This is a genomic window from Sulfitobacter sp. 1A12157, from assembly GCF_043557345.1.
GTDB lineage: Bacteria > Pseudomonadota > Alphaproteobacteria > Rhodobacterales > Rhodobacteraceae > Sulfitobacter.
This window is the reverse complement of record NZ_JBIFFV010000006.1, coordinates 158017-178798: the sequence shown is the minus strand read 5'-3', so window position 1 is coordinate 178798 and position 20782 is coordinate 158017. Positions and strand designations below refer to the sequence as shown.

Annotated in this window: 16 protein-coding genes; all 16 read left to right on the top strand. The window is 62.9% G+C overall.

The genetic code is table 11. From position 1 onward, the window contains the following. Nucleotides 1-73: 73 nt before the first annotated feature. Nucleotides 74-1045 (top strand): ABC transporter permease, encoded by a 972-nt coding sequence (locus tag ACGYLC_RS12290; protein ID WP_271689234.1) that lies wholly within the window; start codon nucleotides 74-76, stop codon nucleotides 1043-1045. Further along, nucleotides 1042-1881 (top strand): ABC transporter permease, encoded by an 840-nt coding sequence (locus tag ACGYLC_RS12285; protein WP_394423151.1) that lies wholly within the window; start codon nucleotides 1042-1044, stop codon nucleotides 1879-1881. Before ACGYLC_RS12290 ends, ACGYLC_RS12285 begins: the two co-directional genes overlap by 4 nt. Then, nucleotides 1878-3500: an ABC transporter ATP-binding protein gene (locus ACGYLC_RS12280; RefSeq protein ID WP_394423150.1), complete on the top strand. Its 1623-nt coding sequence runs from the start codon at nucleotides 1878-1880 to the stop codon at nucleotides 3498-3500. The genes ACGYLC_RS12285 and ACGYLC_RS12280 overlap by 4 nt, the downstream gene beginning before the upstream one ends. Before the next feature lie 40 nt (nucleotides 3501-3540). Next, on the top strand, nucleotides 3541-4287 hold the full coding sequence (locus ACGYLC_RS12275) for an SDR family NAD(P)-dependent oxidoreductase (RefSeq protein WP_394423149.1): 747 nt from the start codon (nucleotides 3541-3543) through the stop codon (nucleotides 4285-4287). A gap of 151 nt (nucleotides 4288-4438) precedes the next feature. Continuing rightward, the gene (locus tag ACGYLC_RS12270) at nucleotides 4439-4909 is read left to right on the top strand and encodes a (2Fe-2S)-binding protein (protein ID WP_394423148.1); all 471 of its coding nucleotides are present in this window, start codon (nucleotides 4439-4441) and stop codon (nucleotides 4907-4909) included. 4 nt (nucleotides 4910-4913) lie between these two features. Then, the gene (locus ACGYLC_RS12265; protein ID WP_394423147.1) at nucleotides 4914-7214 is read left to right on the top strand and encodes a molybdopterin cofactor-binding domain-containing protein; all 2301 of its coding nucleotides are present in this window, start codon (nucleotides 4914-4916) and stop codon (nucleotides 7212-7214) included. A gap of 243 nt (nucleotides 7215-7457) precedes the next feature. Next, nucleotides 7458-7793, top strand: a complete 336-nt coding sequence (locus ACGYLC_RS12260) for an Hpt domain-containing protein (RefSeq protein WP_394399260.1) — start codon at nucleotides 7458-7460, stop codon at nucleotides 7791-7793. 12 nt (nucleotides 7794-7805) lie between these two features. Continuing rightward, nucleotides 7806-9749 (top strand): hypothetical protein, encoded by a 1944-nt coding sequence (locus tag ACGYLC_RS12255; protein ID WP_394423146.1) that lies wholly within the window; start codon nucleotides 7806-7808, stop codon nucleotides 9747-9749. A gap of 6 nt (nucleotides 9750-9755) precedes the next feature. Continuing rightward, nucleotides 9756-11648 (top strand): glycosyltransferase family 2 protein, encoded by a 1893-nt coding sequence (locus ACGYLC_RS12250; RefSeq protein ID WP_394423145.1) that lies wholly within the window; start codon nucleotides 9756-9758, stop codon nucleotides 11646-11648. Continuing rightward, entirely contained in the window at nucleotides 11645-13060 is a 1416-nt protein-coding gene (locus ACGYLC_RS12245; RefSeq protein WP_394423144.1) for a hypothetical protein, read from the top strand. The genes ACGYLC_RS12250 and ACGYLC_RS12245 overlap by 4 nt, the downstream gene beginning before the upstream one ends. 4 nt (nucleotides 13061-13064) lie before the next feature. After that, the gene (locus ACGYLC_RS12240; protein ID WP_394423143.1) at nucleotides 13065-14015 is read left to right on the top strand and encodes a PleD family two-component system response regulator; all 951 of its coding nucleotides are present in this window, start codon (nucleotides 13065-13067) and stop codon (nucleotides 14013-14015) included. A 1-nt stretch (nucleotide 14016) separates the two neighbouring features. Beyond that, the gene (locus ACGYLC_RS12235) at nucleotides 14017-16020 is read left to right on the top strand and encodes an ATP-binding protein (protein ID WP_394423142.1); all 2004 of its coding nucleotides are present in this window, start codon (nucleotides 14017-14019) and stop codon (nucleotides 16018-16020) included. Beyond that, entirely contained in the window at nucleotides 16017-16376 is a 360-nt protein-coding gene (locus tag ACGYLC_RS12230) for a response regulator (protein ID WP_394399248.1), read from the top strand. Before ACGYLC_RS12235 ends, ACGYLC_RS12230 begins: the two co-directional genes overlap by 4 nt. Nucleotides 16377-16423: 47 nt before the next feature. Beyond that, entirely contained in the window at nucleotides 16424-17137 is a 714-nt protein-coding gene (locus ACGYLC_RS12225) for a hypothetical protein (RefSeq protein WP_394423141.1), read from the top strand. A 258-nt stretch (nucleotides 17138-17395) separates the two neighbouring features. Beyond that, nucleotides 17396-18376: a TAXI family TRAP transporter solute-binding subunit gene (locus tag ACGYLC_RS12220; RefSeq protein ID WP_394399245.1), complete on the top strand. Its 981-nt coding sequence runs from the start codon at nucleotides 17396-17398 to the stop codon at nucleotides 18374-18376. 111 nt (nucleotides 18377-18487) lie between these two features. Beyond that, nucleotides 18488-20731 carry a TRAP transporter permease gene (locus ACGYLC_RS12215; protein ID WP_394423140.1) on the top strand — a complete coding sequence of 748 codons (2244 nt, stop codon included), beginning with the start codon at nucleotides 18488-18490 and terminating at the stop codon, nucleotides 20729-20731. Nucleotides 20732-20782: the final 51 nt, after the last annotated feature.

Genomic DNA, 20782 nt, shown 5'->3' with positions numbered 1-20782 from the left:
AAATCGACAACGCTCATGGCCCGAGCCGCCACGGCGGCTCGGGCATCTATCAGAACAACACGGGGCGGATAGCGTGATACGTTTCATATTGGGCAGGTTGGTCAAGGCGGTGTTTATCCTGCTGGCGATCCTTGTCTTCAATTTCCTGCTGATCCATGCGGCACCGGGTGACCCTGCGGCGGTCATGGCGGGTGAAGCCGGGGCGGCGGACGAGAAATTTCTTGCAGACCTGCGGGCGCGTTTCGGCTTGGACCAGCCGCTCTACATGCAGTTGTGGATTTACATCAAAGGCGCGGTGCAGCTCGACCTTGGCTATTCCTTCCGCCAGCAGATGCCGGTGGCCGAGATGATCGGCGACCGCCTGCCGGCGACGCTTTTGCTGACCGGCGTGGCCTTTGTGCTGTCGCTGGTGCTGGGCGTGACCGCCGGGGTCGCGGCCTCGGCCCGGCAGGGGCGGTGGGGTGACACGATCATCTCGACCTTCGCGCTGCTGTTCTATGCAACCCCGCTCTTTTGGGTGGCGCTGATGGCGACGCTGGTGTTCTCCGTCTGGCTCGAATGGCTGCCGGGTTTTGGCTATTCCACCATCGGCGCGGGCTATACTGGCCTCGCTCATGTGTTGGATGTGGCGAAACATCTGATCTTGCCCGCGTCGACGCTGGGGCTGTTCTTTACGGCGATCTACATGCGCATGACGCGGGCCTCGATGCTCGAAGTCTCGCGGCTGGATTTCGTGAAAACCGCCCGCGCCAAGGGGCTGAACCGCGGCGTGATCCAGCGGCGGCACATCCTGCGCAACGCGCTCTTGCCGGTGATCACGCTGGCCGGGCTTCAGGCCGGGCAAATCTTTGGCGGGGCCATCCTGACCGAGACCGTCTTTGCATGGCCCGGCATCGGGCGGCTGATGTTCGAGGCGATCAACCAACGGGACTACAACGTGATCCTCGGGGTCTTCTACATCTCGGCGGCCATGGTGCTGCTGTTCAACCTGATCACGGATGTCATCTATGTCATTGTTGATCCGCGGATAAGGCTGACGACATGATGAGCTTTTGGAAACGTTTCAGCTATAACCGTGGCGCGGTCATTGGTCTGGTCATCCTGACCTTCGTCATAGCCGCTGCCATCCTCGCGCCCATCCTCTTTCCGCAAAGCCCGTGGAAAATGGTGCAGCGGCCCTTCCTGCCGCCCTTCACCCAAGACGGGCTGATGTTGGGCACCGATGCGCTTGGTCGTGATGTCATGGCGGGGCTTGCCCATGGCGCTTATGTGAGCCTGCTGGTCGGGCTGGTCTCGACCATCGTGGCGCTGGCCATCGGGGTGCCGGTGGGGGCCGCGGCGGGGTATTTCGCAGGCCGGATCGACGACGCGCTCATGCGCTTTACCGAGTTCTTTCAGACCATCCCGAGCTTTGCCTTGGCGATCGTGCTTCTGGCGATCTTTCAGCCCAGCCTGACCTTTGTGATCATCGCGATTTCGATCGTGTCATGGCCCCCGGTCGCGCGTCTGGTGCGGGGCGAGGTGCTGTCGCTCAGAACCCGCGAGTTCGTCGAGGCGGCGAGCCTGTCGGGCCTCGGCAACCTTCAGATCATCACCCGCCACATCCTGCCCAACGCGCTGCCGCCCATTATCGTGCTGGCCTCGCTCATGGTGGCGCAGGCGATCCTGTTGGAAAGCTCGCTGTCTTTTCTGGGGCTGGGCGATCCGAACATCATGTCTTGGGGCTATATGATCGGGGCTGCACGCACCGTGATCCGCACCGCATGGTGGCTGTCCTTCCTGCCGGGCATGGCGATCCTGCTGACAGTGCTGGCGCTCAACCTGATCGGCGAAGGTCTGAACGACGCGCTGAACCCGCGATTGACGAGGAAATCCGAATGACCCTGCTTAGCATCCGTGACCTGTCTATCGCTCTGCCTATGGGGGCGGATCGGCTCTATGCCGCGAAGGACATCAACTTTGACCTCGCCCCGGGGGAGATCCTCTGCATCGTGGGCGAAAGCGGGTCGGGCAAATCCATGTCGGCCAATGCGGTAATGGGGCTGTTGCCGCAGGGGGTTCTGCCCGACAAGGGCAGCATCACCTTTGACGGGCAGTCAATCCTTGGCCTGTCTGAGAAAGAGATGTTGAAATTGCGCGGCAGCCGCATTTCGATGATCTTTCAAGAACCGCTCAGCGCGCTGAACCCGCTGATGCGCATCGGGGCGCAAATCGCCGAGGTGTTCGAGGCCCACGGCGCGCTCACCGGGGACGAGCGCCGCGCGCGGGCGCTCAAGTTGTTGGAGGAGGTCGGCATTCCCGACCCCGAAGCGGCGATCCGGGCCTATCCCTTCCAGCTTTCGGGTGGGCAGCGGCAGCGGGTGATGATCGCAATGGCCTTGGCGTTGGAGCCGGACATCCTGATCGCGGATGAGCCGACCACCGCGCTCGATGTGACCACGCAGGCGCAGATCCTCAAGCTGATCGAAGACCTGCGGCGCAAGCGCGGCATGGCGGTGATCTTCATCACCCATGACTTTGGCGTGGTAGCCGATATCGCCGACCGGGTGATCGTCATGAAAAAGGGGGAGATCGTCGAGGCTGGCCCGGCCCAAGAGGTGCTGCTGAAGCCCCAGCATCCCTATACTCGCGCCCTCATCGACGCGATCCCCCGGCTGACCAAGACCGAAGCCACGGCAGAGGTCGAACGCACCCCGCTTTTGAAGGTCGAAGGCTTGCAAAAGACCTTCTCCACCGGTTCTGGCACGCTTTTTGGCAAGCGCCGGGTGGTGAAGGCCGTCCAAGACGTGAGTTTTGAGCTTTTTGCAGGCGAAACCATCGGCATTGTGGGGGAGTCCGGCTCGGGCAAATCCACCGTCGGGCGCTGTCTGGTGCGGCTGCTTGACCCTGACGGGGGCCGCGTGTTGATGGACGGCGTCGACATTGCAGAGATGTCGGGGCCAGAACTGCGGGCGCAGCGGCGCAAGTTGCAGATGATCTTTCAAGACCCGTTCTCATCGCTCAACCCCCGCGCGCGGGTGTCGCGCATCCTGACCGAGGGGCTCATCGCCTATGGCACCCCGGATAAGGAGGCCAAGGCCAAAGCGCGCGAGTTGCTGGAACTGGTCGGGCTCGACGAAAGCGCGATGAAACGTTTCCCGCATGAGTTCTCGGGCGGGCAACGGCAGCGGATCGGTATCGCCCGCGCGCTGGCGCTGGACCCGTCGATCATCATCGCGGATGAGGCCGTCTCGGCCCTCGACGTCTCCATTCAGGCCCAAGTGCTCGACCTCTTGGCCGAGTTGAAAACCCGGCTGCATCTGTCGATGCTTTTCATCACCCACGACCTGCGCGTCGCGGCGCGGATTTGCGACCGGATCATCGTGATGCAAAAGGGCCAGATCGTCGAGGCGGGGCCGGTCAGCAAAGTGCTGCACGACCCCGATACCGCCTATACGCGCAGCCTGCTCGACGCTATTCCGGGGCAGGAGTATGAACGCGCGCTGGCGGCGGCCGATTAGGGCGCTACCTCAGGCGCTGCGCCCAAGATGGATCAGACGGATGAAACCTGTGGATCACGACCAAAAGACGCTGCTGCTGACCGGTGCCAGCCGGGGCATCGGCCATGCCACGGCCAAGGCTTTCGCCGACAAGGGCTGGCGGGTGATCGGCTGTTCGCGGCAGGCGTTCTCGCCCGAATGCCCTTGGCCGGGCGGGGCGCAGGATCATGTGCAGGTCGATCTCAGCGATCCGAACCAGACGATAGAGGCGGTCGCGCAGGTCAAAAGGCTGTTGGGCGGCGGCCCTTTGCATGCTCTGGTCAACAACGCGGGCGTCTCGCCCAAAGGCGAGGGTGGCGCGCGGCTCAGCACGCTCGACACCGATCTGCGGACATGGGGCGAGGTGTTTCATGTGAATTTCTTCGCCTCCGTGGTGCTGGCGCGCGGGCTTCAGGATGAGCTTTCCGCCGGGCGCGGGTCGGTGGTGAATGTCACCTCCATCGCCGGGTCGCGGGTGCATCCCTTTGCCGGGGCGGCCTATGCCACTTCCAAGGCGGCGCTGGCGGCGCTGACGCGCGAGATGGCCCATGATTTCGGCCCCCTCGGCGTGCGGGTCAATGCAATCGCCCCGGGCGAGGTTGAGACGGCGATCCTCAGCGAGGGCACCGATAAGATCGTGCGCGACATCCCGATGCGCCGCCTCGGCCAGCCCGATGAAGTTGCGCGGGCGATCTATTTCCTGTGCAGCGCGGAGAGCTCCTATGTCTCGGGGACCGAGATCGAGGTGAACGGCGGCCAGCACGTCTGACCGCGCGGCGCGCGACTTTTCTGACAATTGCGTGAGCAGTGCAGTCTTGCGCTGTCATCCCCGGCCAATGGGCCTATCTACAGCCCCTCAAATCAGGGCAGCTATAGGCGCGCTCCCCCCAGGCAAAGCATACCCCAAGGGACACCACCTCATGATAAAATTCGAATTGAACGGGCGGTCGATCTCGGTCGATGCCGACCCGGACATGCCCCTTTTGTGGGCGATCCGCGATGAGATCGGTCTTACCGGTACGAAATTCGGCTGCGGCATCGGCGCATGCGGCGCTTGCACCGTGCATATCGACGGCACCGCGACACGGTCTTGCATCACCTATCTGGGGGACGTCGAAGGCCTGTCCGTGACCACGATCGAGGGGCTGGACGCAGAGGGCAAGCACCCGGTGCAAGAAGCATGGCGCAACCTGCGCGTGCCGCAATGCGGTTACTGCCAGTCGGGCCAGATCATGCAGGCGGCCTCGTTGTTGAAGGACACACCCAACCCCAGCGACGAAGACATCGACGCGGTGATGACCGGCAACCTCTGCCGCTGCATGACCTATCCGCGCATCCGCCAAGCCGTGCGCGACGCCGCCACCGCAATGGGAGAGACCGACAATGGCTAATCTGATGTCCCGCCTGAAAGGCTCCGACGCGCAACCGCAGATGACCCGCCGTGGGTTTCTGGTGTCGATGACCGCAGCAGGCGTTGCCTTTGGCTTTCCGCAGGCGTCGAATGCCGCGATGAACCCTGCCGTGCCCGATGGCACGCCGATCGCGCCCAATGGCCAGCCCTTCGAGCCGTCGATGTGGTACTGGATCGACGCCGAAGGTCAGGTCAACGTCAACATCATCCGCGCCGAGATGGGCCAGCACGTCGGCACCGCCATCGCCCGCATTCTGGCCGATGAGTTGGAAGTCGCATGGGAAGATGTGCACATCACCCATGTCGACACGGCTGAGAAATGGGGCGTGATGGTCACCGGCGGCAGCTGGTCGATCTGGCAAAGCTGGCCGGTCTACCGTCAGGCGGGCGCCGCCGGGCGCACCGCGCTGATCGAAGCGGCGGCGGCCAAATGGGGCGTCGATCCCGCCGGTCTGACCGCGCGCGACGGGGCCGTGACCGATGGCATGCAGAGCATCAGCTACGGCGATCTGGTCGCCAAAGGGCTCGACCGCAGCTTTACCGAAGACGAATTGGCGGCCCTGCCGCTGAAACCCCATGCCGATCTGCGGCTCGTGGGGCAGGACGTGCATCCGCTTGATCTGGATACGAAAACCACGGGGCAGGCGATCTATGGGCTGGATGCCAAGGTCGACGGCATGGTCTACGGCGTGCCCATGCTGCCGCCAACGCGCTATGGCGCCAAGGTGAATTCCGTCGATGACAGCGCCGCGAAAGAGGTCAAGGGCTACCTTGAGACCGTGGTGCTGGACGATCCATCGGGCACCGTGCCGGGCTGGGTCGTGGTGCTGGGCAAGACGCTCCATGCCGCGCGGACGGCCTCCTATGAAATCGGCGTCGATTGGACGGCGGGAGAGACGGCGGATGTCTCCGAAGACGATATCCAAGCCCGCTCGCGCGCGTTGATCGACAGCGATGCCGGGTCGATCCTGCACACCGAGCAGCCCAAGACCCGCGCCGCTTTCGATGCCGCCGCCGAGACGCTGGAAGCCGAATACACCACGCAATCCGTGCTGCACTTCCAGATGGAGCCGGTGAACGCGACCGTTTTCCAAAACGCCGATGGCATTTGGGAGACCCATGCAGGGAACCAGTGGCAATCGCTGATCCTGCCGACACTGGCCGCCGCGCTGGAGGTGCCTGCCGACAAGATCGTGATGCGCAGCTATATGCTGGGCGGCGGTTTTGGCCGGCGTTTGAACGGCGATTACATCGTGCCCGCCGCGCTGGCCTCCAAGGCGGTAGGCAAGCCGGTGAAACTGGTCTTCTCCCGCGAGGAAGATGCCCAGTTCGACAGCATCCGCTCGCCTTCGGTGCAAAAGCTGCGCATGGCTTTCGATGAGGGCAAAGCCATCACCGGCATGGAACATCACGCCGCCGCCGGTTGGCCGACGCAGGTGATGGCGCCGGGGTTCATGCCCAAGGGCGTTAACGAAGAACCCTATGACCCCTTCGCCATCGACGGCGCGGATCACTGGTATTCGGTCGGGGCGCATCGCGTGCGGGCGATCTCGAACGATCTGGCCAATGCGACCTTCCGCCCCGGTTGGCTGCGCTCGGTCGGGCCGGGCTGGACCAACTTCGCCGTGGAAAGCTTCATGGATGAGGCGGCGCATAAAGTCGGTGCCGATCCCTTGCAGTTCCGTCTGGACCACCTGAAGGCCGAGGGTCTCAACGCAGGTTCTGCCCCCAATGCGGTGGGCGGAGCGTCGCGGCAAGCGGCTGTTTTGCAGCGCGTGGCCGAGATGTCAGGCTATGGCCAGACCGAGCTGCCCGAGGGCACGGCAATCGGGATCGCCACCACCTTTGGCCAATCGCGCACCATGCCGACTTGGACCGCCGCCGCCGTCAAACTGGCGGTGGATGCCGAAACCGGAAAGGTCGCGGTCGAGAAGATGTGGCTGGCTTTCGATTGCGGCACCGTGGTCGACCCCGACGGCGCGCGCGCGCAATGCGAAGGCGCGGCGCTCTGGGGTCTGTCGATGGCTTTGCATGAGGGCACGCGGATCGAAGATGGCAATGTCGTCGACCTGAACCTTGGGTCTTATACGCCGCTGCGGATGGTCGATGTGCCTGAAATCGAAGTCGCTTTCGTCGAGAGCACCGAAGTGCCCGTAGGGCTTGGAGAGCCGGGGACCACGGTCATCGCTCCGGCGGTTGCCAATGCGATCTTCAACGCCACCGGGGCGCGGGTGCGGCATCTGCCGATCACCCCCGATGCTCTGCTTGCGGCGCTGGAAAGCTGAGGGCAAAGCACGGGCGCGGCATGTCGCGCCCGTCTTGGACCCGGTCCGGGCCGCTGTCCTGTGAGGGGCGCGGCACCGAGGCCGGCCAGCACGGCGGCTGCCCAAATTCAACGGCTCGAATTTTAAGCATTCGCGCTTAAAAACTTAGAAAGATTCGCACTGCGCCATAATTCTGACAGGTTTCGAACAATAATCTAATTGAGCTATCTGGGCGCCTGTGCGGGCGGGTACGAAGGACGATCTGTGGCACCTACCGAGACATATGAACAACGCGTCGCAGCGACGCGAAAGCGCTTCGTCGAAGGGGTGCCGGAGCGGTTGCAGGCCGTGGCCGAGGCGCTGCGCGAGACGGATGGTGCAGACCCGCGCGAGACCAAGGCGCGCAAGGTCCACCGCATGCTGCACGATCTGGCTGGCAATGCCGCGATGCTGGAATATGCCGCGATCGAAGATTGCCTCCGCAAGGGGCTGCGCGTGGCCGAAGATGCCGACGAATCCCTATCACCCTTGTCGAATGATGATATTCGTATAATTGAAACGGCTCTGGCCGATGCCCGCAGCGTCGCTGAAAAAATTTAAGAAAGCCTATCCATGAAGTATCCCGCAATCGGTTTGTTGGCGGCCCTGCTGCCGTTTCAAGTTTATGGCCAAACGACCCCGGGTGCGGACGCGGCGAACGCCCCCACAGAGCAGGTCCAAGAGGGGCTGATCGCGCGGAGATTCGATCTGGCGGAGCTTGGCTTTCAAAACGGTCTGTCCTTCCGGCAGCTTTCGGGCAATGCGACGGTCTATATCCCGCTGCCCAATCCGGATGCGCTGAAGTCGGGCAGCTTGCAGCTTGAGCTTGAACATGCCTCCACCACAGAGGTGGATCGCTATTTGCAGGTCTCGGTCGCGGGCCGCCCGGTGTTGTCGCAAGCGCTGCCCGATGGGGCAGGGCGCCTGAGCGTTCCGGTGCCGCTCAGCCCCGAAGACGTGTCGGGCGGGTTCATCGCCGTGGGCCTGTCCTATTCCGGGGCTTTCAGCGATCGGGTCTGCGTGGACGAACGCGCCTCGGGCGATTTTCTTGAGATCACGGCGGCCTCTTCCGTGACCTTGCAATTGGACTCGTCTGAGATCGACACATCGGCAGCATTCGCCGGGCTGCGCCCTGCGGACACGCGTCTGGCCATCGGGGGCAACGATTCCCTCGCGGCCTTGGCCGCTGCGACCCGCGCCGCGGCGCTTTTCGATGCCGAGGCCGGGCGGCTGACCTTTGGCGGCGATGGGGGCAAGACATCAGGCGCATGGTCCGAAGGGGTCATCGAACTGGACGTGACCACCTCAGGCGTGGCGAGCGAGATGGCCGTGGACAATCAAGCCGGGCTGCCCGTCTTGAACCTGCGCGGCAGCGATCCGCAGGTGGGGCTGTGGCAATTGGTGTCGGAATGGTCGGCCCTGTCGAACCAAGGCGCGACCGTGGTCGATGTGGTCGGGGGACCGGCCCGTTTTGATGACCGTTTGCCGCTGTCGGCGCTGGAGGGCGACCTCACTCCGCGCGCCGTGGTCTCGACCGAAGATTTCTTCGTGCCGTTCCAATCCTCCGACCTTCCGGCGGGCAAGGGCGTGTCGGGCGTGAACCTGCATGTCGCCGCAGCACTTGATCCCGAAGGGCGGGGGGCGACGGCCTCGGTCTTTCTGAATGACACGCTGTTGGGCAACCGGCCCCTTGGCAGCGGCAAGCCAGAGCAATTGACCTTTTCGGTCCCAAGCGGTCTGCTGGGCCGGGACAACCTGTTGCGGGTGTCGATCCAGCGTCAGCCCACGGGTGGCGAGTGCCGGTTCAAGCCGCAGGGCTATCCGGCGCAAATCCTGCCCGGCAGCGCCTTGATCCTTTCGGATGCCACGCCGCAGGATCGCGATTTCTTTACCCTGCGACAGGAATTCGCCGATGGCGTTCAGGTCGTGCTCGACCCCGCGCTTTCGCTGGATTTCGGGCAGGCCCTGCCGTGGCTTGCAGGCGTCGCGGGCAGTGTGATCCCCGACCGCGCCCCCATCCTGCCGCGCGCCTCGGTCGAGGCGCTTGAGGGGGATGAGCCTTTCTTTGTAATCTCTGACCAGAACCCCGGCGATGAGAAGCCGCTGATCACCTTCGATCAGGGCCGGATCGAGGTGCGCGACCGTCAAGACAACCTGATCTATTCGGGCGAAGACCTGTCGCGGCTTGGCGTGGTGCAGATCGTCACCCGGGGCGAGACCCGTGGCCTCTGGCTGCGCCCGGGCAATGGCCCCGCGCCAGAGCTGACCCCCGAACGCCCCATGATGCTGGACCGTGGCGATCTGGCGCTGATTGGGCAGGAGGGGGTGATCCTTGCCACCGCCACCGACCGCAGCCCGCTCGTGGAGGTCGTCTACCCCGACCGCACCAGCCTTGCACAGATGCTGGCCAAGTACCGACCCTGGATCGTGGGGGCCATCTGGGTGTTGGTGACGCTGCTTGTGCTGATCGTGTTCCAGCGGGTCTACCGCGCCCGTCGCGGCAAAGACGAGACGTAAGCCACCGTGCCGTTGGATGCCGAAAGCGAAGCCATTGGTTCGCTGCTGCTTGACCGTGGCGCGCTGACGGCAGACCAGCTCGACGCGGCGGAGGATCTGGCCGAGGAGTGGAACGTCTCTTTGGTCAAAGTCCTTCTGTCGCGGCGTTGGCTGACCACGCAGACACTCTACCGCGAGATCGCCTTCTACCACGGGCTGCCTTTGGTCGATCTGATCGAAGACCGCGCCGATGACGATCTGATCCGGCAATATGATCCGGTGGTGATGAACCAATATATGACGGTGCCGATTGGCCGGGCAGAGGATGGCACGCTGACGGTGGCCACCTCTCGCCCCGGGCCGCGCACGCTGCTGCACATCCGCGAGGTCTATGGCTCTGGCGTGACCATCGTCGTGGCCTCGCATTTCGATGTTTCATGGCAGTTGCAACGCGCCTTCCGCGAGAAACACTCGCATGAGGCGGTCTTTGCACTGGCCGAGCTTGACCCCGATATGTCGGCGCAGAACGTCGTGACCCCGCCGCAGATCCTGGTGATCTACCTCATGATTTCGGCGCTGCTGCTGGGGCTGGCCTTTGCCCCCGTGGTCACGCTGATCGTGCTGAACGTCCTGCTCACCGTGTTCTACACCGGCAACTTTCTGTTCAAGGCGTTGCTGGTCTGGCTCGGCGGCGCGGCGCAAGAGACTTCATCGCGGGCCATCGCGGCCGAGGCATCGCTGCTGCGCGACGAAGACCTGCCGATCTATACCGTGCTGGTGCCGATGTTCCGCGAGCCCGAGGTGCTGCCGATCCTTGCCCAAGCGCTGCGCAACCTCGACTATCCGCTGGCCAAGCTCGACATCAAGATCGTGCTGGAAGAGGGCGATCACGAGACCATCGACGCGGCGCGCAAGCTTGACCTTGAAGGCGTGTTCGAGATCATCCGCGTCCCGGCCTCCCACCCGCAGACCAAACCCAAGGCCTGCAACTTCGCGCTGCGCTATGCGCAGGGCGATTTCCTCGTGATTTTCGACGCTGAGGACAAGCCCGAACCGGATCAGTTGAAAAAGGTCATCGCCGCCTTCAACCAATCCGCGCCTAATACCGCCTGTATCCAGTGCCGCCTGAACTACTACAACGCGCGGGAGAACTGGCTGACGCGGATGTTCACGCTGGATTATTCACTGTGGTTCGACCTGATGCTGCCGGGGTTGGAGCGTTTGGGCGTGCCGATCCCGCTGGGCGGCACCTCGAACCACTTCCGCATGGACGTGCTGCGCGAGTTGAACGCATGGGATCCCTTCAACGTGACCGAGGACGCCGATCTGGGCATTCGTCTGACGCAGAAGGGCTACCGCGTGGGCGTCATCGATTCCACGACCTTTGAAGAGGCCAATGTTTCGATCCCGAACTGGGTGCGCCAGCGCTCGCGCTGGATCAAGGGCTATATGCAGACCTTCCTCGTCCACAGTCGCAGACCCATTCACCTGTGGCAATCGGTCGGGGCGGCGGGCGTCTTTGGCTTTGTCTTCTTCATCGGGGGCACCGTGCTCTCGGGCCTGTTGAACCCGGTCTTTTGGTCGATCTTTGCGATCTGGCTGATCTTCGGGACCGAGGTGATCACCCCCTATTTCCCGCTCCCGGTGCTGTACCTGTCGCTGGTGAACCTCTTGGCGGGCAATGGCTTGTTGATCTATCTCACGATGGTCGCGCCCTTCCGGCGCAGATGGACCGATCTGGCCCCTTGGGGGATCACCGTGGTGGGCTATTGGGTGCTGATGACCGTGGCCTCATACAAGGCGCTGTCGCAGTTGATCTTCAACCCGTTCTACTGGGAAAAGACCCAGCACGGCCTGTCCAAACACACCGCCAATGAGGTGGCCGAAGCCAGTGCCGAAGCGACGGAGGCCGCACAATGATCCGCGCCGCCTCATGGTCTTTCGGCTTTGTCGCGCTGGCGCTGGTGCTTTTGCTCACCTTGGGCTGGACCGAGGCGCATGGCTTCCTGTCGATGGACGTGACCGACCTTTGGGCCAAGTCCATCGTGCAGATCGAAGGGCCGGCGCAGTTCAAGGCGAGCGATGCCTTCTACCCGCCCGTGCCCTATGCGCTGTCGCTTTTGGGGCAGGCGGTCTTGCCCGATACGCAGGTGCCGGTGCCCTTCGTGCTCTCCGCGCTGGTGGGGGCAGGGCTGCTGGTCCTGTGGTTCCTCAACCTGCGCGATACGGGCGGGTTTTCGGGCGTAACCTCGGCGCTGGTGGTGCTGCTTTTGGCGCTGAACCCGTTTTTCCTGCGCGCCTTGGCCGATGGGCCAGAGACGATGTTTTGCATCTTGGGCACATGGCTTTTTGCGCGCGGGATCGTCAACCTACGGCTCACGGGCAATGCGCCCGATATGATGAAAGTCGCCGTAGGGTTGTTGGTGGTGGCCCTGTCGGACAGCTATGGGCTGATGCTCTGCCTCGGGGCGATGCCCTTCATGATCGTCGCGGCACGGCCCAGCATGATCGCAGTTTCCTCGACCGGCTATCTGGTGGCGATGTTCTATCCCGTGGCCGCCGCCGTGGGGGCGCTGATGTTCGTCAGCATGATCTTCGACAGCCGCCTGATCCCACTATTGTCGGAAAGCGCCACGCCGCTGACCTTGCGGCAGCATCTGGTCATTCTGGCCGGGCTTGGCCCGGCGGCTCTTGTGGCGATCCTGCGCAATATCATGGTGCCGCGCCTGTTCATGCCGCTTTTGGCAGCGGTAGGGGCGGTGCTGGGTGGCTATACGCTCAACGTCTTTTTCCATGTCGAAGGCGACCCGGCCATGGCGCTGGCCCCCATGCTGGGGGTCTTGGCCGCCGCGATCCGCTTTTGGCCGAACCTGCCCCTGCGCGAGCCGATTGCCATCGCGTTGATGGCGCTGTCGCTGGCGACCTCGGGGGTTGTGATGCGCCATGTCGCCCATGACGAAACCCGCGCTTGGACCCATGCCATGCTCGGCACGGAAAACGCAGCGTCGCGCCCCGCGCGAGAGGTCGTTTCATTCTTGCGCGACAAGTCCGATATTATGGTAGATGTTGAGAAAAACCCCGAGATCGTCGTCGGTCTGGGGGATATCGACCGGTTGGTGATCGCCGGACAGCCTGCCTACGACTGGGCGCTCGAAGGGGGCGTGCCGCGCACAGGTTACATCGTGGTCCCGCGGCAGGCGGAAGGGCAGGCCACAGCAGACAGAATTCTGCGTAGGTTCCCGCAGCTGAAGCAATCGCAGATGCCGGGGTATGAGGAGGTTTTTCAAAACAGCCGATGGCGTGTTTTTGAAAGAGTTAACGAGTGGAATTAGAACTATGAGCCCACGAATTATCGCAGTCGACGACTCGGATATCGCGCAGGATTTCATCAGCGCGACACTTTCTGAGCTTGGGTTCGACGATGTCGTCAGTTTCATCGATCCGCGCAGCGCACTCGACGCGATCGAAAGCGAAGAAGCCACGGCGGACCTGATCCTGATGGACATAATGATGCCCGATATCGATGGTATCGAGCTTTGTGCCCGTATCCGTGCCTTGGACAGATGGAGCGATGTGCCGATCATTATGCTGACCAGCCGAACAGACATGGGGTCTTTGTCCGAAGCCTTCATGGCGGGGGCGAACGACTATGTCACCAAGCCCTTCAACCGGATCGAGCTTCAGGCCCGGATGCGCAGTTGCCTGCGGCTGAAATCCGAGTTGGACCGCCGCCGTTCGGGCGAAAACCGCGGCGCCCGCCGCCGTGCCGCGCCAGGCGTGTCCGAGGCCACGGTGCCCAGCCTTTTGGGCAGCAAATCGGGGTTTCAGGGGCATCTCATGTCGCTGTCGCCCGCGATGCAAAAGGACCTTGGCCTGATCGTCTTCCGCATTGATGGCGACCGTGATCAATCCGATGCGGCGCGCGCGCAGCGGCAAGAGCTTCAGCGCCTCGTGGCCGGGCTTTTTGGCAAGGTCGAAATCCCCGCGCAGGACGGGTTCGCCCATTGGGAGGATGACCTTTTCGTCTATGGCGCGCTCCACGCGGATCGCGCCCAGCTTGAAGCGCGGGCGCAGCAGTTTATCTCAGTCGTGGCAGAGGCCTCTGCCACCGTGAAAGAAGGCTGGACCTCGCGGCCCTTGAGCGTGAGCGCCTGTGTCGTGCCGCCCTCGGACGCGGCTGTCGCCACCTCGCTTGCGCGGGGCATTCAAGGCGTCGAAAGTGCTGGAAAAACAAGTGCGCCGGGCAGCATCTGCCTTGCCGCCAATGACATAGGACACCAAGCCTAGAATGGTCAGCACTGAGCCCACCAACAAAGCCGACGCGGAACCCTCTTCGCGCGCGCAAACGCTCTTCTGGGGGCTGATCGCGACGGTCGTTGTGACCTATTTCGTCGGGCTCGCGGCTCTGACGTGGTCCGACTACAACCGTGCCACGACCCGCGCAGAGGTGGAGCTTGAGCATTTCGCGGAGCTTTACGAGCAGGCGGTCGATGCCTCACTCTCGGTTGCGAATGTGCGGATGTGGGGGCTGATTGATGAGCTGTCGACCGCGCGCCTGAGCGACCACGAGCAGTTTGAGGCGCAATACGGCGATCTGATGAATGCCGCCGTGCAGGAGACCGAGCAGGTCGATGCGCTTGTGCTGATCGGCGCCGATGGGATCGTGCTTTGGGCCACGGTCAAACCCCTGATGGGGCAGTACCTTGGGGACCGGGCCTATTTTCAGGCGGCGATTGGCCTTGATGTCGATGAATATACGGTCGGGGTGCCCATCGTGTCGCGGGCCACGGGGCGGCGGCTGACCCCGATTGCATGGCCCTTGATCGGCATGGATGGCCGGTCGCGCGGGGTCTTGGCCTCTTCGCTGGGCGAGGATTACTACTCGCAATTGCTGGCGATAGATGGGATGCAACAGGACATGTATGTCGAGGTGGTAACCTCCAACGGAGAGCGGGCCTTCGTTTCGGGGCGGCCTCCGCGCGACCCCGATACGCCCGTGTTCCGCGCCCGGAAGGAGATTCCGGCGCTGGACCTCTATATCGACGTGACGCGCAGCAAACGGGCGGTGCTGCAAAACTACTGGCAGCGCACATTGGTTTTCGTGGGGCTTGCCACGATCCTGTTCCTGACGGTGATCAATGCGGCGAGCCGCGCGCGGCGGCAGTCGACCCAATTGGCGCAGGCGCTGCGCAATTCCGAAAGGCACCGCGAACGGATCCGCGTGGCGCAGAGCGAATTCGATGCGATCTTTGAGAATGTCGGCGACGGGCTGATCGTTTATAACGACAACAACAAGCTGCACCGCTCCAACCGCAAGGCGCGGCAACTGATGGGCGTCTCATCGGACATCGAAGCCGTGCAAAAGCTGCGCGGCATGGTCCCGCCCTTTTCGCAGATGGACGAAGACGTGGCCGTTCACCGCATTCAGATCACCACCGCCGAGAACGAGAGTGTGGCGGTGCAATGCCGGGTGATGAAGCTGCATCTGCACGGGGATTACATCGCTTATAACGTGCTTCAGGACATCTCTGCCGAAGAACGTCTGGTGGCCGCGCGGGCAGCCTTTGTCACCTCGGTCAACCACGAGCTGCGCACGCCGCTTACGTCCCTCGCCGGGTCGCTCGAAATCCTGCATGACCGCTTTGGCGACAGCATGCCGAAGAACGCGGGCAAGCTGTTGTCGATGGCCACCCGCAATGCCGACCGGCTGTTGGTGTTGGTCAACGATATCTTGACCCTTCAGGCGATCGATCAGCGCCAACTCAGCATCCAGACCGAGCGTGTCGCGGTATCGGAAGTGCTGTCGGAAGCCATTGCGGCCAACACCGGCTATGGGGTGAACCGTGACGTGCAACTCGACATTCACACAGGCCCCGATGCGGCGCAGGAGGCCTATGTGCGGGTCGATACCGTGCGCATGCAGCAGATATTCTCCAACCTCATTTCCAACGCGGTCAAATATACCCCACGCGGCGGCACGGTAAAAATCGGTGCCGAGGTGGACGACCAATGGGTCACGTTCTATGTCTGCGATGCGGGGCCGGGCATCCCAAGGGCCGCCCATGACCGTATGTTCAAAAGGTTCGCTGACCCTGTGCACTCTCGCGAGAACCAAGCGAATGGGACGGGGCTGGGGCTGGCCATCACGCGGGAGTTGGTGTTGCGACAAGATGGCGATGTGAGCTTTGAGACACGCTCGGAGGAAGACGGCGATGAGAACCCCGGCACCACGTTCTTTGTGCGTTTTGCCCGGGATACAGGCGCGGCGCCCACGCAGGGGGCATCGGCATGAGAGTGTTGTTCGTCGATGACGAGGATGACATCCGTGAGTTGATCGAGTTTGCGATGATGACCGAAGATGACATCGAACCGACCTTCGCGGCGACCGGGCTCGACGCGATTGCCACGATGGAAACGCAGTCTTTCGACGTGATCATGCTGGATGTGATGATGCCCCCCCCCGATGGTATGGAGGTGCTGCGCTGCGCGCGGGCCAATGCGGATTTGGACGACACGAAGATCGTCATGTGCACCGCCAAAACCTCGCCCGAGTCGGAGAGGAAGTTTCGCGACCTCGGGGCAGATCACATTCTGCACAAGCCGTTCAAACCGCTGAAACTGGCGGATTTCATTCGGTCGATCGTTTAATATCTCATCGCTCAGCCTCTCGCGGCTCCGAACACGCGGAACTTACCATGCGCAAAACTGCGAAAATGCCTTTCGACCTCACGCGGCGGTTCTTGTCCGGCTTCGCCATGCTCGCCGCCTTGGGCACTGCAGCCCTCCCGGCGCGCGAGGCCGCCGCGGCGGCATGGCCGCGGGGCGAAGACAAAAGCTTTGTCACCCTGTCCTATGAGACCACCGTTGACGGACCCGACTTTGGCGATTTCGGCGCGTTCTACTACGAATACGGGGTGACCGAGAAACTGACCTTCGGCCTCGACATCGGCAAAAGCCAGAGCGCGGGGCAGGTCAGCGCCATCGCCTTTCTGCGCTATCCGCTGGAACTCTCGGGCGGGGACAATGTTTTCGCCGCCGAAGTCGGTCTCGGCTGGGCCGAACGGGATGGCAGCGCGGTGGCAGCCCTGCGGCCCGGCCTGTCTTGGGGGCGTCCGGTATCGGGGGCTTGGGGCAGCGGCTGGCTGGGGGTGGAAAGCACCTTTGCCATTTACGAAGACGGCGAAACACTGGGCAAGATCGACAGCAGCTTTGGCATCAACCATAAGAATGACAACCTGTCGATCTTCAAGCTGGAGTTTGCCGCTCCGTCAGACGGGGATGAGACATTGGCCTTCGCGCCCGCGCATGTGATCAAGGTCTCGGAAAACAGCTTTCTGGAACTGGGCCTTTCGCATGAATTCACCGACGCTGTGACCAAGGTCAAAGTCGGGGTCTGGCACAGCTTCTGACCGGGTGCGGCGCGGGGCAGCCTTTTGCCATGTGATTCTCTCCATAAGGCATCTCTGGCTATCAGGCGGGGACCGAGAGGGAAAACGCCACTGATCCAACGGCAGGCGGTCTCTTTCTTTCGCATCTCGCATTTTGCGGCAAATTCGGACTTGCCTCTGCCTGCCGGAGTACAGTTAATTGGCCGAACAAGCTGAATACAGCGGCGGCGCGCGGCACCCTGTGCCGACGCCCGTTAAGAGCAACCAAGGGAGAGAGACATGAAATTCACCGCAATCCTCGCCGCAAGCACCATTCTGGCAGGCGCTGCCGCCGCTCAGGACGTCGATAAATCCGACTGGCCGAGCAGCTTCACCGTGGGCACGGCCAGCCAAGGCGGCACCTATTTCGCCTATGGTTCGGGCTGGGCGAACCTCGTGGCCAAGGAACTGGGTCTGACCGGCGGCGGCGAAGTCACCGGCGGCCCGATGCAGAACATGGCGCTGGTCCACACCGGCGAGGCGGCCTTTGGCATGACCACAATGGGGCCGGCGGCGGAATCGCTGGCTGGCACCAACCCCATCGCCCCCGGTCTGGAAATGACCCAAGCCTGCGCGATGTTCCCGATGTATCAGACACCCTTCTCCGTGACCGCGCTGTCGTCCTCGGGCATCGCCTCCGTCGCCGACATTCCGGCAGGTGCCAAGATCGGCTTTGGTCCGGCGGGCTCCACCTCGGACACCTATTTCCCGCGCATGATGGACACGCTTGGCGTCGAGTATGAGCGCCGCAACGGCGGTTGGACCGATCTGGGCGGCCAGCTGCAGGACGGTCTGTTGGACGTGATCGCCTTTGCCGCCGGTGTGCCGGTGCCCGCGGTCAGCCAGCTTGAAGTGCAGACGGATGTGAACATCATCGAGTTCACCGAGGAAGAGCAGGCCAAACTGCTCGAAGAGTTCCCGGTGTCCGAGTTCACCATCGACGCCAGCACCTACACCACGCTGGAAGAGGGCGCGCGTTCGGTCTCCATGTGGAACTTCGCGATTGCCAACTGCGATCTGCCGGAATCCTTCGTCAAAGCGGCTGTGGATGTCGTCATGTCCGACAATGAGCGGATGAAGGGCATTCACAAGGCGGCGGCTTCGACCCTGCCTGAGAACTGGGAGAAGAACACCGTTCTGAAATGGCACCCCGGTGCGGCGGCTTGGTTCAAAGAGAACGCGGATGCCGATATTTCCGACGATATGATCTACGGCAACTAAGCTAACACCTAGACAAAACTGCATGCCGTCCCTAATCGGGGCGGCATCTTGCCATCATCCCGCCTGATTGTCGGGACAGATCCCGCGCAGATAACGGGAAAGGAAGCCTCCATGACAGACCAGCATAGCGCCGCCGATCCGCAGGGCCCGATTGTCGCCGAAGGGGTTGATGACGAACCGGTAGAAAGCAATCGCCGCATATTCACCGGGCGCACCTATCTGGTCGTTGCGGCCATGTCGGCGATCTATGCCTTCTTTCATATGGCGGCCCTCAACGGCATGTCGATCGGCGAACTGACCGGCATCCGCATCCCGCTGCTGCCGACCTTCCCGATGGAGACGTGGAATTTCCGCATCGTACACATCGCGGGCGCGCTGATCCTTGGCTTTACCCTTTATTCCGCCCGCGCCTTTGTGGATGAGGGCGAGGGGCAGGGCCGTCATCCGCTGGATTTGGTGGCATGGGCCGCGATGATCCCGGCGCTCTATTCGATTTGGACCGCGTGGAGCATCGCCAGCCAGATCGCTGGCGGCACCCAGTGGAACGGCATGAGCCCCGAGTTCAAGACCCTCGAAATCTATCACTATGGCCTGCCACTGGTTGCAGCCACGGCCATCGGCATCGTCGTGGGCTGGCTGCGCGGACGCGCGCGGGGGCAGGTTTCGCCTGCGGACCTGTTGCTCTCCATCTGCGGGGTGGCCGTGGCGATCTACCTCATCGCCATGTACGGCACCTTGATGCGCAACTCGACGGGCACGCCCTTTGCGCCCATTGGCATCTCCATCGCCGCAGTTGCGGGCACCGCGCTGATCATGGAGCTGACGCGCCGCGTGGCGGGGCTTGCGCTCATCGTGATCTCGGGTGTCTTCCTGGTTTATGTCTTCGTCGGGGACATGCTGCCGGGCTTCCTGAACGCGCCCAACATCCAGTGGACCCGCTTCTTTAGCCAGGTCTACACCGATGCGGGCATTCTGGGGCCGACCACGGCGGTGTCGTCGACCTATATCATCCTCTTCATCATCTTCGCGGCCTTCCTTCAGGCGTCGAAGGTGGGGGACTATTTCGTCAACTTCGCCTTTGCCGCGGCGGGCCGCGCGCGTGGGGGGCCGGCCAAGGTCGCGATCTTTGCCTCGGGTCTCATGGGGATGATCAACGGCACCTCGGCGGGCAATGTGGTGGCGACAGGCTCGCTGACCATTCCGCTGATGAAAAAGGTGGGATACCCGGCCCGGACCGCAGGCGCGGTCGAAGCCGCCGCCTCGACCGGGGGGCAGATCATGCCGCCGATCATGGGGGCCGGCGCCTTCATCATGGCCGAGATCACGGGCATCCCCTACACCGATATCGCCGTGGCGGCGATCATCCCGGCGGTGCTTTACTTCGTGTCGATCTACTTCATGGTGGATTTCGAAGCGGCCAAGCTGGGCATGCGCGGGATGCGGTCCGAGGAACTGCCCAAGCTCAAGGACATGCTGCGCCGGGTGTTTCTGTTCATCCCAATCATCATCCTGATCTATGCGCTCTTCATGGGTTATTCGATCATCCGCGCGGGCACGCTGGCGACGGCGGCAGCGGCGGTGGTGTCGTGGTTCACGCCCTTCCGCATGGGGCCGCGCAGCATCGTCAAAGCCTTTGACTTGGCCGGGATCATGTCGATCCAGATCATCGCGGTCTGCGCCTGTGCGGGCATCATCGTAGGGGTCATCAGCCTGACCGGTGTCGGCGCGCGTTTCTCTTCCGTGCTGCTGGGTCTGGCAGAGGCGAGCCAGTTCCTTGCCCTGTTCTTTGCCATGTGTATCGCCATTCTGCTCGGCATGGGCATGCCCACCACGGCGGCCTATGCGGTGGCGGCTTCGGTCGTCGCCCCCGGTCTGGTGCAACTGGGCATCCCGCTGCTGACGGCACATTTCTTTGTCTTCTACTTCGCCGTCGTATCGGCCATCACGCCCCCGGTGGCGCTGGCCAGTTACGCAGCGGCGGGGATTTCGGGCGCCAACCCGATGGAGACTTCGGTGGCGTCCTTCAAGATCGGCATCTCGGCCTTCATCGTGCCCTTCATGTTCTTCTACAACGGCGCGATCCTGATGGACGGCACGTGGTTCGAGGTGATCCGCGCCGGTGTCACGGCGGTCTTCGGGGTCTACCTGCTGTCTTCTGGCATGCAGGGCTGGTTCGCGGGCAGCGGGGCGGCTTGGTTTATCCGGCTGGGCCTGATCCTTGCAGCGCTGTGCATGATCGCGGGCGGTCTGATGACCGACCTCATCGGCATCGCAGTGGCGGCGGTGATCTTTGCCGTACAGTGGAAGTTCCGCCCCGCCGCCGACGCGCAGATCGCGGTACATGGCAGCGACTGATCCGTGATTGATCCATGCCCCGGCCCTTTGGGGCCGGGGTCGCCCGTTTGA

Excerpts from the sequence above, each read along its gene's own strand:
- ACGYLC_RS12285 (WP_394423151.1), top strand. The coding sequence starts at position 1,042 with ATGATGAGCTTTTGGAAACGTTTCAGCTATAACCGTGGCGCGGTCATT.
- ACGYLC_RS12280 (WP_394423150.1), top strand. The coding sequence starts at position 1,878 with ATGACCCTGCTTAGCATCCGTGACCTGTCTATCGCTCTGCCTATGGGG.
- ACGYLC_RS12275 (WP_394423149.1), top strand. The coding sequence starts at position 3,541 with ATGAAACCTGTGGATCACGACCAAAAGACGCTGCTGCTGACCGGTGCC.
- ACGYLC_RS12270 (WP_394423148.1), top strand. The coding sequence starts at position 4,439 with ATGATAAAATTCGAATTGAACGGGCGGTCGATCTCGGTCGATGCCGAC.
- ACGYLC_RS12265 (WP_394423147.1), top strand. The coding sequence starts at position 4,914 with ATGTCCCGCCTGAAAGGCTCCGACGCGCAACCGCAGATGACCCGCCGT.
- ACGYLC_RS12255 (WP_394423146.1), top strand. The coding sequence starts at position 7,806 with ATGAAGTATCCCGCAATCGGTTTGTTGGCGGCCCTGCTGCCGTTTCAA.
- ACGYLC_RS12245 (WP_394423144.1), top strand. The coding sequence starts at position 11,645 with ATGATCCGCGCCGCCTCATGGTCTTTCGGCTTTGTCGCGCTGGCGCTG.
- ACGYLC_RS12240 (WP_394423143.1), top strand. The coding sequence starts at position 13,065 with ATGAGCCCACGAATTATCGCAGTCGACGACTCGGATATCGCGCAGGAT.
- ACGYLC_RS12235 (WP_394423142.1), top strand. The coding sequence starts at position 14,017 with ATGGTCAGCACTGAGCCCACCAACAAAGCCGACGCGGAACCCTCTTCG.
- ACGYLC_RS12230 (WP_394399248.1), top strand. The coding sequence starts at position 16,017 with ATGAGAGTGTTGTTCGTCGATGACGAGGATGACATCCGTGAGTTGATC.
- ACGYLC_RS12225 (WP_394423141.1), top strand. The coding sequence starts at position 16,424 with ATGCGCAAAACTGCGAAAATGCCTTTCGACCTCACGCGGCGGTTCTTG.
- ACGYLC_RS12220 (WP_394399245.1), top strand. The coding sequence starts at position 17,396 with ATGAAATTCACCGCAATCCTCGCCGCAAGCACCATTCTGGCAGGCGCT.
- ACGYLC_RS12215 (WP_394423140.1), top strand. The coding sequence starts at position 18,488 with ATGACAGACCAGCATAGCGCCGCCGATCCGCAGGGCCCGATTGTCGCC.